The organism is Halopiger xanaduensis SH-6 (assembly GCF_000217715.1).
Taxonomy (GTDB): domain Archaea; phylum Halobacteriota; class Halobacteria; order Halobacteriales; family Natrialbaceae; genus Halopiger; species Halopiger xanaduensis.
In genome coordinates this window covers 504316-518961 of the sequence record NC_015666.1, presented here as the reverse complement: position 1 = coordinate 518961, position 14646 = coordinate 504316, and the positions used below count along the sequence as shown (strand labels likewise).

The following is a 14646-nucleotide window of genomic DNA, read 5'->3' as shown; positions in this document are numbered from 1 at the left end:
CGGCCACGAGCGGCGTAAACGTGTCGTCGCCGGTGATCGACGCGGGTGAATTCGGACGCGGAGCGGACGCGAACTCGGAAATGGTAAACGGTTAACCGATAGGGTTCCAATGCATACCATCAATGGCGTTGTCTGTGCTGCTCGAGGCCGTGCTAGCCGCTTTCGAGGCTCCAGTGGTCGGACTCGAGATCGACCGGTCGATGGTGACGATTCTCGGACTCATCACGATCGTCATCCTCATCGCGCTTTCGGGATTCTTCTCCTCCTCGGAGATCGCGATGTTCAACCTGCCGAAACACCGAATCGAGGGGATGGTCGAGGAGGGCGTCGACCGGGCGGAGCTCGTCGAAACCCTGAAATCCGACCCGCACCGCCTGCTGGTGACGATTCTGGTCGGGAACAACCTCGTCAACATCGCTATGTCGTCGATCGCGACCGCACTCCTCGGCCTGTATTTCGAGTCCGGCCTGACGCCGGTTCTCCTCTCGACGTTCGGCGTGACGGCGATCGTCCTGCTGTTCGGCGAGAGCGTGCCCAAGTCCTACGCGGTCGAAAACACCGAATCGTGGTCGCTCAGCGTCTCGAGACCGCTAAAAGTCACGGAGTACGTGCTGTACCCGCTGATTATCGTCTTCGACTACCTCACTCGGCAGGTCAACCGGCTCATCGGCTCGAGCGGCGCGATCGAGTCCCCCTACGTCACCCGCGACGAGATCCAGGAGATGATCGAGTCCGGCGAGCGCGAGGGCGTCTTAGAGGAGGACGAACACGAGATGCTCCAGCGCATCTTCCGCTTCAACAACACCATCGTCAAGGAGGTCATGACCCCGCGGCTGGACATGACTGCCGTCCCCAAGGACGCCAGCATCGACGAGGCCATCGAGACCTGCATCCAGAGCGGTCACGCCCGCATCCCCGTCTACGAGGGCAGCCTCGACAACGTGATGGGCGTCGTCCACATCCGCGACCTCGTGCGCGATCTCAACTACGGCGAAACCAACGATGGCGACCTCGAGCTCGCGGATCTCATCCAGCCGACGCTGCACGTCCCCGAGTCGAAGAACGTCGACGAACTCCTGACCGAGATGCGGGAAAACCGGATGCACATGGCCATCGTCATCGACGAGTTCGGCACCACCGAGGGGCTGGTGACGATGGAGGACATGGTCGAGGAGATCATCGGCGAGATCTTAGAGGGCGGCGAGGAACAGCCCATCGAGGAGATCGACGAGCGCACCGTCCTCGTTCGCGGCGAGGTCAATATCGAGGACGTCAACGAGGCCTTAGAGATCGACCTGCCCGAGGGCGAGGAGTTCGAGACCATCGCCGGCTTCATCTTCAACCGCGCGGGACGGCTCGTCGAGGAGGGCGAGGAGATCACCTACGACGGCGTCCGGATCACCGTCGAGGACGTCGAAAACACGCGGATCATGATGGCCCGGCTGACGAAACTCGAGCAGGAACACGTCGAGGAGGTCCCGGATGCGGACGTAGTGGAGGCGGGTGAGCCGACGGACAACGACGTCGAGCCCGGCGACGTGACGGATAGTACGGTCGAGTAGCGGTCTCAGTTCAGTTCAGTTCTCAGTCCTCTCTCGATCCGGCGGACGGTCGTCACGCCTCGGGCGGCTTCGTTTTCCGGTCGACGTACGCTTCGATCTCGGCGGCGATCGCCGGCGGCACGACGACCCGTCGCGGGCCGGCAACGTACTGCCCGCCGGGCTGGGCGTAGTCGAGAGACACGACGACGGCGTCGCCGACCGATCGCGTGGAGACGCTCCGAATCACCGAGAGGTCGATCGCCTGCTCGGGTTCGTAGAGGTAGAGCACGCCCTCGTCGGGGTCGAACGCGCCGACCGACTCGAGGAACGACGAGCACACGAGTGCGCCGAGCGCGAGCGGAATCGTCAGCGCCGCCAGCCCTGTAAACGGTCCCGCGCCGAGGTCGCCGAGCAGGTTGTTCTGCGAGACGTACCGGCCGATCCCCATCAGCGTCACGATGATCGCACCCATCGCGATCGCACCCAGTGCGGCGTCGGCCGCCCGCTGGAGGGCCGTCCCGGAGGGGGTCGAGAACGGGAGTCGCTCGAGGTGTGCGGCGGTGTCGTCGCTCGCGGCGAGCGCGAGGATCGTCACGAGAATCGCCGCGAACAGTGCGACGACGACGGATTGGCCGCCGATCTGTCCGGTGAGGTCGTAGAGCCGCCAGAAGACGATGATCGTGATGACGGCGAAGAAGGTGCCGACGCCGAGCGACCACAGGAGTCGGATCGAACGCGACGTCGTCGCGTCGCGTCGCCACTGGAGCAGGTCGTCCGGATCGGCCGGGGCGTCCGCGTCCGCGTCCACGTCCATATCGGAATTCGCCAGCGCGCAGGTAAAGACCGTTCGGTCCTCGCACACGTGCCGCGGTGGATAGCGGACCGGTGGACGGCGGCAACCGACCCCCTCACAACAGGAGCATATCGGCAGCGGTGAACCCGGCGTAGGAGATCGCGATCGAGCCGGCCAGCGACCCGATCCACGCGAGGACGGTGTAGGCCATCTTCCGGGCGCTGACGCCGCCGCCCGCGCCGGCCGCCGCGTAGCCGCTGCCGATGATCGCGCTGACGATGATCTCGTTGAACGAGACCGGGATGCCAAAGAGGACCGCCGACTGGGCGATCATGAAAGAGGGGATCAGCGCGGCGATCGATCGGCGCGGTCCCAGCGAGGAGTAGTCCTGCGAGATCGCCTTGATCATCCGCGGCGCGCCGGTCCACGAGCCCAGCAGGAGGCCGAAGCCACCGCCCACGAGGAGGGCAGGGAGGGGCAACCCAACGTCGCCCGACAGCGGAATGAGCGGGCCGACCGCCAGCCCGACCTGACTGCCGCCTGCGGAGAACGCGACCAACCCGCCAAGCACCAGCAGGAAGTGGCGCTCGCCGCGCTCGAGGCCCCCGCGGAGGTCGAGCGCGAGGACGCCCGCCCACAACGCCGCAATCACGATCGTCATTGCGACGCTGCCGATGAGCGCCGATCCGGGGAGCATGGTACTGACCGCGCCGGCGATCGAGTCGCCACCGGCCTGACCGGGATTGAGGATCGCGAACTCGATGTTGGCGACGAGGACGCCGACGAAGGCAGCAAGCCCCATGATGAGGTACGACTCGTCGATCAGTTCGGCGCGGAGCACGCGGGCGATCCCGTACGCGAGGCCGCCGCCGACGAACGGCGTCAGGATCCACAGCGCGGCGATCTCGGTGTACTTTGCCCACGCCGGCCCGCCGCCCATCGCGAGCCCGACGCCGATGACCGCCCCGGTCACCGTGAAGGCGGTCGCAATCGGATATCCTGTGAAGACGCCGATCGCAACCAGCGCGGCGGCGATCGTCAGCGCGATCGTTGCCGCCGGCGGAGAGAGCGTCACGCCTTGGATCAACTCGGCGCCGACCGCCTCGGAGACGTTTGCACCCTGTAGCACTGCCCCGACGAAACCGAGCAGCCCGACCAGAAAGCCGGCCTTCATCACCGAAATCGCGTTGGCACCGACCGCCGGCGCGAACGGCGTCGACCCGCTCGAGCCGGCGCCGATCGCCCACGCCATAAACAGACTGGCAACTGCGGCTACTAGAAACGTCGCGATCGTCGCGGGTTCGACCATCTACGGGGTTCTATTTGTCGATCCTACAAGTGTGTGCCGACCTCGAGCGACGCGGGCCGGCCTCATCGTGTCACTGAAAGGTGACGATTCGGGTCACCGACCCTCTTTTTCGGGATGATCGGGCAGAAACGGCGGTACCGAATCTTAACACCTAAACCACCTCCTCGGTAGTATTACATAGAGCAATGGTGGACGAGACTGAGCAGTTCGACCGACGCACGTACTTGAAACTGACCGGAACCGCAGGCGTCACCGTCACCGGCCTCGCCGGCTGTCTCGAGGACGCCGGGAACGGCAACGGCGACGAGAGCGGGAACGGGAACGGCGACAGCGGCAACGGGAGCGGAAACGGGAACGGCTCCGACGAGGAAACCAACGAAAGCGACGGCTCCGACGGCGGCGACGACAACCAGATCATCGCCGGCACGGCGCCCGGCTTCGAGCCGTTCGAGATGACCCGCGACGGCGAACTCGTCGGCTTCGACATCGACCTCCTCGAGGCGGTCGTCGACGAGACCGAGTACGAACTGGCCGAGTGGAACGAGTACGAGTTCGACTCGCTGATTCCGGCCCTCGAGAACGGCAACATCGACGTGATCGCGGCGGCGATGACGATCACCGAGGAGCGCCAGCAGTCGATCGCTTTCACCGAGCCCTACTACAGCGCGAACCAGTCGGTGCTCGTCCAGTCGGGCGGCGACTTCGCGCCGGAGGCCCTCGAGGACCTCGAAGACCGCGAGGTCGGCGCCCAGTCCGGGACGACCGGCGAAACGGTCGTCCAGGAGCAGCTGATCGACGAGGGCCTGATCTCCGACGATCAGTACACCTCCTACGACAACTACGTCTACGCCGTGCAGGAACTCGAGCGCGGCCTGCTCGACGCGATCGTCATCGACGAACCCGTCGGTGCGACGTTCGCCGACAGCCGCGACGTCGAGGTCGCGTTCACCTTCGAAACCGGCGAGGAGTACGGCTTCGGCGTCCAGCAGGATGCCAGCGACCTCCAGACGGCGCTCAGCGACGGTATCGCCGCCGTCCGGGAGTCCGGCCAGTACGACGAGATCACCCAGACGTGGTTCGATAGCGACGAGAACGCCGAAGAGTAACCTGACCGGCCATGCCCATAGATTCCGTCGTACCGCTCGTCGAGGCGTCGACGCTCCCGCTCGAGGCGGTTCAGCTCCAGGGACACCTCCAGCTACAGCCACAGGGGCTGGTTCAGGTACTCGTCGGCGACTCGCTCCTCCCGACCGAGGAGCAGGTCGCCGGTCGCCTCGGCGAGGACTGGGCGTTCGTCTACCGAAACGCGGACTACATGCTGTGGGGAACGGTGATCACGATCGCCCTGACGCTTACCAGCCTCCTGCTGGGATTTCTCGCGGGCTTTCCGGCCGGCGCGATCGAAGTCTACGGCGACGGCTACTCACGGTCGTTCGTCCGGAAGTTCGGCGTCCTGTTGCGCGGCACGCCGATCCTCGTCATCATGCTGTTGACGTACTTCGTGCTGCCGATCGATATCGTCCTCGTCGCGCTCGAGCGGACGCTCGGGGCGATCGATTTCGTCCTCGGGCCGACGCCGTTCACGGCGCCGACGGACGTGCCCGAGGCCTTCTTCGCGGCCACGCTCGCGCTCGGCTTCCGGAGCGCCGCCTACCAGTCCCAGATCTTCCGGGGCGCCTTACAGAGCATCGACGAGGGTCAGATGGAAGCCGCCCGCTCGATCGGGATGAGCCGCCTCGAGGCGATCCGGCACGTGATCGTCCCGCAGGCGCTGCGCCGCAGCGTGCCCGGCTTCCAGAACGAGTTCACCATCGTGCTGAAGGACACGTCGATCGCCTTCGCGATCGGACTCGGGGAGCTACTCAAGCGCAGTCAGGACCTGTTCACACAGCAGACGACCGCCGTCCTCGAGGTGATCCTGTTCATCAGTCTGGTCTACTTCGTCCTGACCTTCACAACGAACCGCACGCTCGACTTCGTGAGCAACCGCTTCGCAATTCCAGGTGAATCGTCGTGAGCGACCACCCAACCCATACGGACGACCGACGCACCGAGACCGACGCATCGACCGCAGGCGCAGCCGACGGCACGGACAGTGCCGGCACGGGCTCGAGGCCCGGCACCGGGACCGGCGAGCCGCTGTTGCGAATCGAGGACCTCCACAAATCCTACGGCGACGAGGAGGTCCTGCTCGGCATCGATCTCGAGATCGACCGCGGCGACGTCGAGGTGCTGGTCGGCCCCAGCGGTTCCGGCAAGTCGACGCTCCTGCGGTGTCTCAATCTGCTCACCCCCGTCGACAGCGGCCACGTCTACCTCGGCGACACGGAGGTGACCGCGCCCGAGACCGACCCGAACGAGATCCGCCAGCAGATCGGGATGGTGTTCCAGGACATCAACCTCTTCGCCCACCTCACCGCGCGCGAGAACGTCACGCTCGGCCTCCGCAAAGTCAAGGGGATCCCCAAGGACGAAGCCCGGCAGCGGGCCGACGCCGAACTCGAGCGCGTCGGACTCGCGGATCAGGCCGACTCCTACCCGGCGCAGCTCTCGGGCGGCCAGAAACAGCGCGTCGGGATCGCCCGCGCGCTGGCGATGGACCCCGAGGTCATGCTGTTCGACGAGCCGACCAGCGCCCTCGACCCGGAACTGAGCAACGAGGTGCTCGAGGTGATGGACGAACTCGTCGAGGCGGGGATGACGATGGTCGTGGTCACCCACGAGATGCGCTTCGCGCGCGGCGGCGCGACGAACATCACCTTCCTCGCGGACGGGCAGATCGTCGAGCGCGGCCCGCCCGAGAAACTGTTCGAGAACCCGGACCACGACCGAACCGCACAGTTTTTCCAGAGCATCAGCCATGAGTGACCGAACGGAGGCGACGATCGGATGAGCGGCGCGAAATCCGAGTCTACGCCGGCAATCGCCCTCGAGCGACTCCGATCCTCGATCGCCGACGCGGAGTGGACGCTCGCGACCCTCGGGTTCGTGCTCTTCTGGGGCTGGCTCCTCACTCGCTGGCTGTACGACTGGACGCTCGGCCGGTGGGGCGTCGGGCCCGGCGCCGGCGAGCCGTTCTTCTCGGGGGCCGTGTTCGAGTCCGCCGCGGCGGTGTTCGAGGGCAAGCAGGTGGCCCTGCCAATCGGGCCGATCGCCATCCCAGTGGACTGGCTCGCCAGCCTGTTCGACGGCACCGCGCTGGCGATCGATATCGCGCCCGCGCTGGCGTCGGGCGCGTGGTACACGATCCTCCTCACGGTCGCGGCCATCGCGCTCGGCTTCTGCATCGCGGTGCCGGTCGCCGTGCTCCGCGTGTACGGCGGCCCCTTGCGCTGGCTCGCGCTGGCCTACACCGAACTGATCCGCGGGACGCCGCTGCTGGCCCAGCTGTTCGTCCTCTACTACGGCCTGCCGCTGGCCGTCTGGCTCAACGAGATCGACGTCATCGGTCGCGGGTTCGTCCCCGAGTACGCGTTCTGGATCGCCATCCTCGGATTCACGATCAACGGCTCGGCCTACCAGGCCGAGTACATCCGCGGCGCATTAGAGAGCGTCGACGAGGGCCAACTGACCGCCGCGCGGGCGATCGGCCTCTCGAAACTCGAGGGGATCCGCTACGTCGTGCTCCCGCAGACGCTGCGGTACGCGATTCCGGCGTGGACGAACGAACTCGTCTACCTGATCAAGTACTCCTCGCTGGCGGGCTTCATCACGGTGCCCGAACTCTACTACCGCGCGAGCCGGATCGCGTCCTCGACGTTCGAGTACACGCCGATATACGTGCTGCTCGCGATCGTCTACCTCGGGATCGTCCTCTCGGCGACGAACGTGATGGACCGCGTCGAACGGCGGGTCGCGATCCCCGGTATCGGGCAAGTTGAGGGCCGACAGCAGGCGACGGGCGACGAGGCTGCAGCCGAAGCGTCGGCCGACGACGAGGCGGATCCCGGCAACGAGACGCCGGATCGATCCGGAGCGTAACGCCTGTTTTCCGGTCGCTCCGTCTGTCGTCCGTTCTGCACCGTCGACGCGCCGTTTCCGTTCGACGGCGCGACTGATTCTCTGCCTCGAGCGATACCGACGGCTCGAGCGTCGTTTCGCACGGTTCGTCGCGGGGAACGCAGGATCGAGAACAGCGGCGGCCGGCGGCTCAGTTCGTCGTCGACTTCGAACTCGAGTCCTCGTCGGGTTCCGGCGGCGGCTCCGCGCCTTCGATCGCCTCGGCTGCGTCGGTGTCTTTCTCGACGTTGACGTGCCAGCGGTCGATCTCGTCGTCGAACTCGGCGAGGCGATCCGAGACGTCGGCCTTCAGGGCGTCGTCGTTGACGTTGACTTCGAAGACGAACTGCTCGTCGCCGTTCCCGCCGCGGGCCGACTGCTGGATGTTCGCGCTGATGAGTTCGTTGTCGAAGTAGTACGGCGCCAGCTGGGTCATCACGTTCTGGTAGACCGTGTCCTCGACCCGACGCAGGGCCTTCCGACTGGCCGAGTCGGCCGCGCGCGCGACGTAATCGATCGACTCCTTCCAGTTATCGACGGCGGCCTCGGCGTCGTCCTCCTCGAGTTGCTCGTAGGACTCCGACAGCTTCTCGCCGGCCGTCTTGATGTCCTCGTCGGGGCCCTTGCCGGCTTTCTCGCCCTTGCCCTCTTCGACGCTGGCCTGGTCGGCGGTCTTCTCGCTCACGTCGACCTCGAGGGTTTCGTGGGCCTTCGGCCGCCACTCTTCCCACTCCTCGAAGGCGTCGGCGAGTTGTTCCTCGTCGCGGTCGTCGGAGCCGTCGGGCTCGGTGTCGTCGACGCTGACGATATCCTCGTCGGGGTCGTGGACGCCCGCGTCCTGGAGCGCGCGGGTGATCCGTTCGCCGTGCTCGACGACGTCTCCCCAGTCACCGCGAACTTTGAATCCCGAGATGCTCTCTTCCATTCGGCTGACCGGGTACTAGGTGCGCGTCGGTATAAACTTCTCCGCCGTCTCGAAATCTTCGGGGGTCGGCGCGGTCCCTGCGGTGACCGGCCGAACCGTCGGTAGCGGCTCGTTCGAAGCGGTTTCGGTTACATCTGTCCCATCTGCCCGTGCTGTTCCATCTGGTCCATCTGTCCGTGCTGATTCATCGCCCCCGTCTCTCCCTGCTGGCCGACCATCCCCAGCACCGTCTCACAGGAGTTCATCGTCCGCTCGATCGTCGCGACGGTCTCCGCAATGTGGGGGTGTTGCCGGCTGTACTGGCGGATATCCGGTAGCCCCTCGGTCGCAACTCGGATGAACGTCTCCGCGAGTTCGGGGCCGAACATCGAGTCGCGCGCGATCATCTTCTCGTTGAGTTCGGCTATTTCGGCGATATCCTGGCAGATGCGCGCACACGTTTGCATTTGCGGCCCCATGCCCGCACACTCCTTCGCACACCAGCCGGCGACGTGGGACAGCTCCGTGAAGTCCTCGAGGGCGATGCGCAGTTCGTTCGTCAGGTGGTCTTCGAACGAGCGCGCGCCGCCGGTTTGCTGGGGTTGCATCTGCGGCTGCTGCTGGATCTGTGTTTGCGGCTGCGACTGCGGTTGCGGTCCTTGGCTTCCCATCTGTCCGCTCATCTCCTGCGTTCCTGTCCCCGTCTGGGACGATTGCCCGCTCGCGCCGGTTCCCATCTGGGGTCCCGACTGCGTGCCCGGCCGCATCTCTGACTGCGCGCCCGACTGCACGCCCGTCATCTGCGCGCCGCCGCCCTGTTGCATCCGTCCGGGTTGCTCGTTCATCGCCTCGTACGCCGACTGCTCGTGCTCGTGGGGCTGTCGCTGCGGTGGCTGGTGAGTCATTGTCCTCGAGGGCGGCTTCGCCGATTCGTCGATTAAACCGGGGCCACCGTTTCGCCCGGTTCGAACGACAACTCCACGTTTTCCGCACCCGCTGTCATCCTCGGGATCGGGGCGCTCGAGCGGTCGAATCGACCACCGATCGGATCGCACGATCGTAATCGATTCTTAGGGGATCGTAACTCGCTTTTTCGCCGCCCGCCGGCGTCGAGTCGGACCGAGTGATCGCCTCGAGACGGACCGGACGCGCCGAACAATCCGGGAAATCGCGCGAAAAGTGTGCATACCGGCGGCTGATCGATACCGTAAACTATCCGGCGGGAGGCTGTACGGGTATGCCGATCGAAGATCGGGACGACGCCTATCTGATCACCCACGCACTGGCGAAGGACACCCTCTCGCGGATCCGGGACGTCGAAACCGAGCAGGTCAGCTTCCGGAAGGGTCTGGTCAAACTCGGCCGCATCTGCGGCTACGAGATCATCGACGGCCGCATGGAGACCGAGTACGTCGAGATCGAGACGCCCCTCGAGCAGACCATGGGCGAGCGCGTTCGCGGGCTCGACGACGTCGTGATCATCAACGTTCTGCGCGCGGCGACGCCGTTCGTCGAGGGCCTGCTGAAGGCCTTCCCGCGGGCCCGACAGGGCGTCATCAGCGCGAGCCGCGACGAGGAGGCGGGCCGGGACGAGGACGGCTCGTTCCCGATCTCCGTCGACTACGTGAAACTCCCCGAGATCACCGAGGACGACACGGTCATCATCGCGGACCCGATGCTCGCGACCGGTTCGACGATGTGTACCGTTCTCGATCACGTCACGAGCAACGCCGTCGAGCCGGAGAACCTGATCGTCCTCTCGGCCGTTTCGGCACCCGAGGGACTGCTCCGGGTCGACGAGGAGTTCCCCGAAGCGGACCTGCTGACGGTCTCGATCGACGACTACCTCGACGACGACGGGTTCATCGTGCCGGGCCTGGGCGACGCCGGTGACCGGGCGTTCCGCACGACCTGAGCCGGTTCGGTTCCCACGCCGGCGTTCGGTTCTGACGTCGCCCACCGCTGCTCGAGCGAGCGGCCGAGCGCGAGCCGCGACCGTCGCCCGTCCCGGCCGCTCGAGCACCCGGCTTTTTACCGATCGGTTCGAATCGTGTGGCATGGTGACGAACACGGATGCGGACGCGGACGACGGAGACGACGGGTACGCGGTCGTCGATCCGGACGACCTCGAGGCGGTCGACGGCCGGCCCTGCGATCTGCGGCGGATCAGCGGGGCGGTCGCCCTCGAGAACGTGGCGATCAACCGATTCCGCGCGGAACCCGGCGAACAACTGCCGCTGGCGTACCACTACCACGAGACCCAAGAGGAGGCGTTTATCGTCCTCTCCGGGACGCTGCAGGTCGAGACGCCCGGCGAGGCGTTTTCGGTCCCCGAGGGATCGGTATTCACCGCAGAACCCGAGTCGCCACACCGCGCGTACAACCCCGACGACGCCGACGACGCGGTCGAAGTGATCGCCATCGGTGCGCCGCCGGTATCGGACGACACCGTGCCGTACGATCCCGACGACGCGTAATCGAAGGACTCGAGCGCGTGATCGGCGTCCGTCGCGTCGAAAATCACTTGCTGCGAACCGCGAGCGGCGCTACTCGAGCAGCCCCTTGATGTAGCCGATCGCGAACAGCCGGCCCATGTCCGTGTAGCCGGACATCGCGTCCTCGCGGTCGTCCTCGCCGACCATCCGCGGGACGTGGTCGGGGCGGATCGGGCCGTCGAAGCCGACCGCCCGGTAGGCGTCGATCGCCGCGCGCATGTCGGTCGGCCCCTCGTCGTGCCAGGTTTCGACGAACGAGTCGCCGTCGCCCTCGACGTCGCGGAAGTGGACGAAGTGGATGCGGTCGCCGAACTCGCGGATCGCCTCGATGGTGTCGGTTTCCATCGCCGCGAAATTACCCTGACAGAAGGTGACGCCGTGGCGCGGGCTGTCGTGTAAGTCGAGGATCCGGCGGTAGTCGTCGACGGATTTGACGATGCGGGGGACACCGCGAACCGGCGAGCGCGGCGGGTCGTCGGGGTGTAGCGCCAGGTTGACGCCGTACTCCTCGGCGACCGGCACGACTTCGTCGAGGAAGTACTCGAGGTTCGCCCAGAGCTCCGCTTCCGTGATGTCGGATGCGGGGTGTTCGGGTGCGCGGTCCATCCACTCGTTGTCGTAACCGATGCGCTGGGAGCCGCCCCGACCGGGCCGCGAGTCGGAGGTGCGGATGACGCCGACCGGGTTCTCGGTCCAGACCCAGCAGTAGGTGTCGATCCCGAGCCGACCCATGTTTTCGATCAGCGTCTTCACCGTCTCGATCTCCTCGTCCCGGCCCGCCTCGCCGAGGACGGTCGCGTTCATCGGCGGCCGGTCCTCGACGACGTCCAGCGAGAACCCGTGGTCGGCGAACCGGTTGCGAGTCTGCATGAGCGTGTCGTACTCCCACCACGCCTCGTCGACGCCCCAGAAGCGGACGACGGCGGTGTCGATGCCGAGTTGCTTGGCCATCGTCCACCGCTCGTCCGGTTTCGGGGGCAACATCACGGTCGGATCCATATTACGCGGTTCCTCATGCCCCGGGGGTATCGGTGTTTCGGAACGTATCGGTGCCGTGTGACACGGTTGCCCGCGGCGAATCCGACGGGTCGAGGTTGGAGTTTCGTTTCCGTTCCCGTTCCCGTCTCTCGAGCCAGATCGAGCTACGGGCCCCTAGTCCCCGAAACAGGTGTCGATCCCGAACAGCGCGTTGACTGGGCACCGCTGGATGAGCGCCGTCGCGAGCACGTCGCTGCCGGCGACGAACGCGAGCGCGCCGAGCGTCCGATCGCGGTTCCGGTAGCCGACCACCAGCAGTGCCGCGGCGAGAACGGTTCGCATCGTTCGGTCGGTACCGCCGACGTTCTTGTCCATGTGTGAGGTGACGCATCCGGGAGCCGTAGTAGTGGTCCCTGCACCAGTGCAACCCCTTCGTTTCCGCTCGAGCCGCGACGTCGCGGACCGTTCGCGGCTCGCTAGTCGTCGGTCGCGGCCGGCGCGTCGTCCGCCGCTCCGCTCGAGGCCGAAAGGCCCCCGTCGCGGTCGCGCTCGAGCGCCGGCGGCGCCTCACGGTGGTCGGAGTAGCCGTCGAACCAGCGGGCGATCCGCTCGATGCGGTCGACGACGTGGGCGGGCTCGCCCGAGCGGGAGAGTTCGTGGCCCTCCCGCGGGTAGCGCACGAGTCGGGTGTCGACGCCGTGTTTCTTCAGACCGAGGTAGAACAGTTCGGCCGTGTTGGCGGGCGTCCGGTAGTCTCGATCCGAGTGCATCAGGAGCGTCGGCGTGTCGACATCGGGGACGTGAGCGACCGGCGACTGCTCCCAGAGGAACTCCGGTTCCTCCCACGGAGTCGTGTCGAAGTCACCCTCGAGGAGGTGGAACGCGTCCGTCGATCCGTAGAAGCCGGTCAGATCGTAGACGCCGCGCTGGGAGACGGCCGCCGTGAAGCGGTCGGTGTTGCCGACCGCCCAGGCGGTCATGAAGCCGCCGAAGCTGCCGCCGGTGACGAAGATTTCGTCGTCGTCGACGTACTCGCGCTCGCGGACCGCGTCGACGCCGGCGAGCACGTCGGTCAGCGTGACCTCGCCCCAGTCGCGCTCGATGGCCGTCGCGTGGTCTTCGCCGTAGCCCGTCGAGCCCCGCGGATTGCACCAGAAGACGACGTAGCCCCGCGCCGCGAGCGTCTGGAACTCGTGCCACATCGTCCCCGCGGTCGTCCAGTGCGCGTGGGGGCCGCCGTGAATTTCGACCAGCAGCGGGTAGGTTTCGCCGGGAGAGGCGTCGGCGTCGAACTCGGGCGGCGTGAGCACCCAGCCCTGAATCTCCGTGCCGTCCTCGCTCTCGAACCACACTTCCTCGGGCTGGCGGACCGCTCGCTCGGCGAGGTAGTCTCTGTTGACGCGGCTCAGCCGGTGGGGCTCGTTGCCGCCGCGGGTGGTGACGAAGACGTCGCCGGGGTGGTCCCACTCGCTCTGGACGAGCGCGACGGCGTCCCGGCCGACGTGGAAGTCCTCGACGGTCGCGCCCTCGCCGTAGATCCGCCGCGGTTCCGCTTCGGCGTCGCCCGGAACCGACCAGAGAACGCGCGATCCCTCGTCCGGGGTGGTGAAGTACAGGTCGTCGCCCTCGGGCGCCCACGTGAAGCTGCAGCGGTGACCGATAGTCCGATCAAGCGGCGCCGTCGGCGTCGTCTCGGTGCCGTCCGACCGGTCGTGGATGCGGATCTCGGTCTGGCGCATCGAGGCCCGCTCTTCGGGCGTATACTCGAACGCTACTCGGTCGGCCGCAGTCGCCTCGAGCGAGTCCGGTCCGAGCCAGCCCGACGTCTCGGTGAACGCCTCGCGGTCGTCGGTCTCGTGGTCGTGGGCGAACAGTTCGTACCGCAGCGAGTCGTCGGGCTCCTCGCCGACCTTGCTCGCGTAGTAGACCGTCTCGTCGTCGCCCCAGGTCGGTGCGATGTAGTCGCGGTCGCCGTCGGTGAGTCGCGTGATCGCGTCCCCGCCTTCGCCTTCGTCGCCGTCGGAGGGCGACGGGCCGCCGGAGAGCGCCGCCTCGAGGTCGAGGACGTAGACGTGGCTGCGCCGGCCGTCGAAGTACTCGGTGTCGGCCCGGTAGATGGGCCGGTCGATCACCCGCGGGTCGGGTTCGTCGGGGTCGTAGTCGGGGTGGACCGCCAGATCCCGCTCGGCCTCGCGGTCGGCCGCGGTGACCCGCTGGGTGAAACAGAGTCGCGAGCCGTCCGGACTCCACTCGAGGCTGCCGATGCCGCCGACGACGGACGTGAGCCGCCGCGCCTCGCCGCCGTCGGTCGGGACGACCCACAGCTGCTGTCGGTCGCCCTCGCCGCGGGTGCTGACGAACGCGAGCCGCGAGCCGTCGGGGTGCCAGCGGGGCTGGCTATCGACGCCGTCGCGGGCCGTGAACTGCGTCGGCTCGTCGCCGCCGACCGGGACGACGAACGCCGTCGCAGTGTACGAGTCGTCGTCATCTGGGGTGCGGCGGACGAACGCGACGCGGTCGCCGTCGGGCGAGAGGCGCGGTTCCTCGGCGTGCGCGAGGTCGGTATAATCGCTCGCGACAATTCCGTTCATATCAGCGGGGAATAGCGGCCGTGTGAAAGGCGTTCG

Annotated in this window: 14 protein-coding genes; 7 read left to right on the top strand and 7 right to left on the bottom strand. The window is 66.8% G+C overall.

Translation table 11 applies throughout. The features are described 5' to 3' along the window. The first annotated feature begins 122 nt into the window (after window positions 1–122). Window positions 123–1562 (top strand): hemolysin family protein, encoded by a 1440-nt coding sequence (locus HALXA_RS02500; protein WP_013878729.1) that lies wholly within the window; start codon window positions 123–125, stop codon window positions 1560–1562. A 52-nt stretch (window positions 1563–1614) separates the two neighbouring features. On the opposite strand, the gene HALXA_RS02495 is transcribed toward HALXA_RS02500, so the two are convergent. Both HALXA_RS02495 and HALXA_RS02490 read right to left on the bottom strand, forming a co-directional pair. Beyond that, entirely contained in the window at window positions 1615–2355 is a 741-nt protein-coding gene (locus HALXA_RS02495; protein ID WP_013878728.1) for a hypothetical protein, read from the bottom strand. A 94-nt stretch (window positions 2356–2449) separates the two neighbouring features. Beyond that, window positions 2450–3643 carry an inorganic phosphate transporter gene (locus tag HALXA_RS02490; RefSeq protein WP_013878727.1) on the bottom strand — a complete coding sequence of 398 codons (1194 nt, stop codon included), beginning with the start codon at window positions 3641–3643 and terminating at the stop codon, window positions 2450–2452. A 185-nt stretch (window positions 3644–3828) separates the two neighbouring features. Here HALXA_RS02490 and HALXA_RS02485 point away from each other — a divergent pair, with 185 nt between their 5' ends. From HALXA_RS02485 to HALXA_RS02470, 4 genes are read left to right on the top strand one after another with little or no spacing between them, the layout of a single operon-like run. Beyond that, a complete protein-coding gene (locus HALXA_RS02485; protein ID WP_013878726.1) occupies window positions 3829–4749 on the top strand; it encodes a transporter substrate-binding domain-containing protein in 921 nt (306 codons plus the stop codon). A gap of 11 nt (window positions 4750–4760) precedes the next feature. Further along, window positions 4761–5660: an amino acid ABC transporter permease gene (locus HALXA_RS02480; protein ID WP_013878725.1), complete on the top strand. Its 900-nt coding sequence runs from the start codon at window positions 4761–4763 to the stop codon at window positions 5658–5660. Next, window positions 5657–6511, top strand: a complete 855-nt coding sequence (locus HALXA_RS02475) for an amino acid ABC transporter ATP-binding protein (RefSeq protein WP_013878724.1) — start codon at window positions 5657–5659, stop codon at window positions 6509–6511. The genes HALXA_RS02480 and HALXA_RS02475 overlap by 4 nt, the downstream gene beginning before the upstream one ends. Before the next feature lie 21 nt (window positions 6512–6532). Further along, window positions 6533–7624 carry an amino acid ABC transporter permease gene (locus tag HALXA_RS02470; protein WP_013878723.1) on the top strand — a complete coding sequence of 364 codons (1092 nt, stop codon included), beginning with the start codon at window positions 6533–6535 and terminating at the stop codon, window positions 7622–7624. A gap of 169 nt (window positions 7625–7793) precedes the next feature. Here the strand turns inward: HALXA_RS02470 and HALXA_RS02465 are convergent, their stop codons facing one another. Together HALXA_RS02465 and HALXA_RS22745 are read right to left on the bottom strand one after the other, a co-directional pair. Then, window positions 7794–8567 (bottom strand): DUF5828 family protein, encoded by a 774-nt coding sequence (locus tag HALXA_RS02465; protein ID WP_013878722.1) that lies wholly within the window; start codon window positions 8565–8567, stop codon window positions 7794–7796. Window positions 8568–8695: 128 nt separating this feature from the next. Then, window positions 8696–9451, bottom strand: coding sequence for a hypothetical protein (locus HALXA_RS22745; protein WP_013878721.1), 756 nt, complete (start codon window positions 9449–9451; stop codon window positions 8696–8698). Between the two features lie 332 nt (window positions 9452–9783). On the opposite strand from HALXA_RS22745, the gene upp reads away from it, so the two are divergent. Both upp and HALXA_RS02450 read left to right on the top strand, forming a co-directional pair. After that, window positions 9784–10461, top strand: a complete 678-nt coding sequence (upp, locus tag HALXA_RS02455; RefSeq protein ID WP_013878720.1) for a uracil phosphoribosyltransferase — start codon at window positions 9784–9786, stop codon at window positions 10459–10461. Between the two features lie 142 nt (window positions 10462–10603). Further along, window positions 10604–11023 (top strand): cupin domain-containing protein, encoded by a 420-nt coding sequence (locus tag HALXA_RS02450; protein WP_013878719.1) that lies wholly within the window; start codon window positions 10604–10606, stop codon window positions 11021–11023. A gap of 69 nt (window positions 11024–11092) precedes the next feature. Here HALXA_RS02450 and HALXA_RS02445 read toward each other — a convergent pair whose 3' ends face one another. The 3 genes from HALXA_RS02445 to HALXA_RS02435 form a co-directional block, all read right to left on the bottom strand. After that, window positions 11093–12040, bottom strand: a complete 948-nt coding sequence (locus HALXA_RS02445; RefSeq protein ID WP_013878718.1) for a mannonate dehydratase — start codon at window positions 12038–12040, stop codon at window positions 11093–11095. A gap of 153 nt (window positions 12041–12193) precedes the next feature. Then, on the bottom strand, window positions 12194–12394 hold the full coding sequence (locus HALXA_RS02440) for a YgaP family membrane protein (protein WP_013878717.1): 201 nt from the start codon (window positions 12392–12394) through the stop codon (window positions 12194–12196). Window positions 12395–12495: 101 nt separating this feature from the next. Then, window positions 12496–14610 carry a S9 family peptidase gene (locus HALXA_RS02435; RefSeq protein ID WP_013878716.1) on the bottom strand — a complete coding sequence of 705 codons (2115 nt, stop codon included), beginning with the start codon at window positions 14608–14610 and terminating at the stop codon, window positions 12496–12498. Window positions 14611–14646 lie beyond the last annotated feature (36 nt).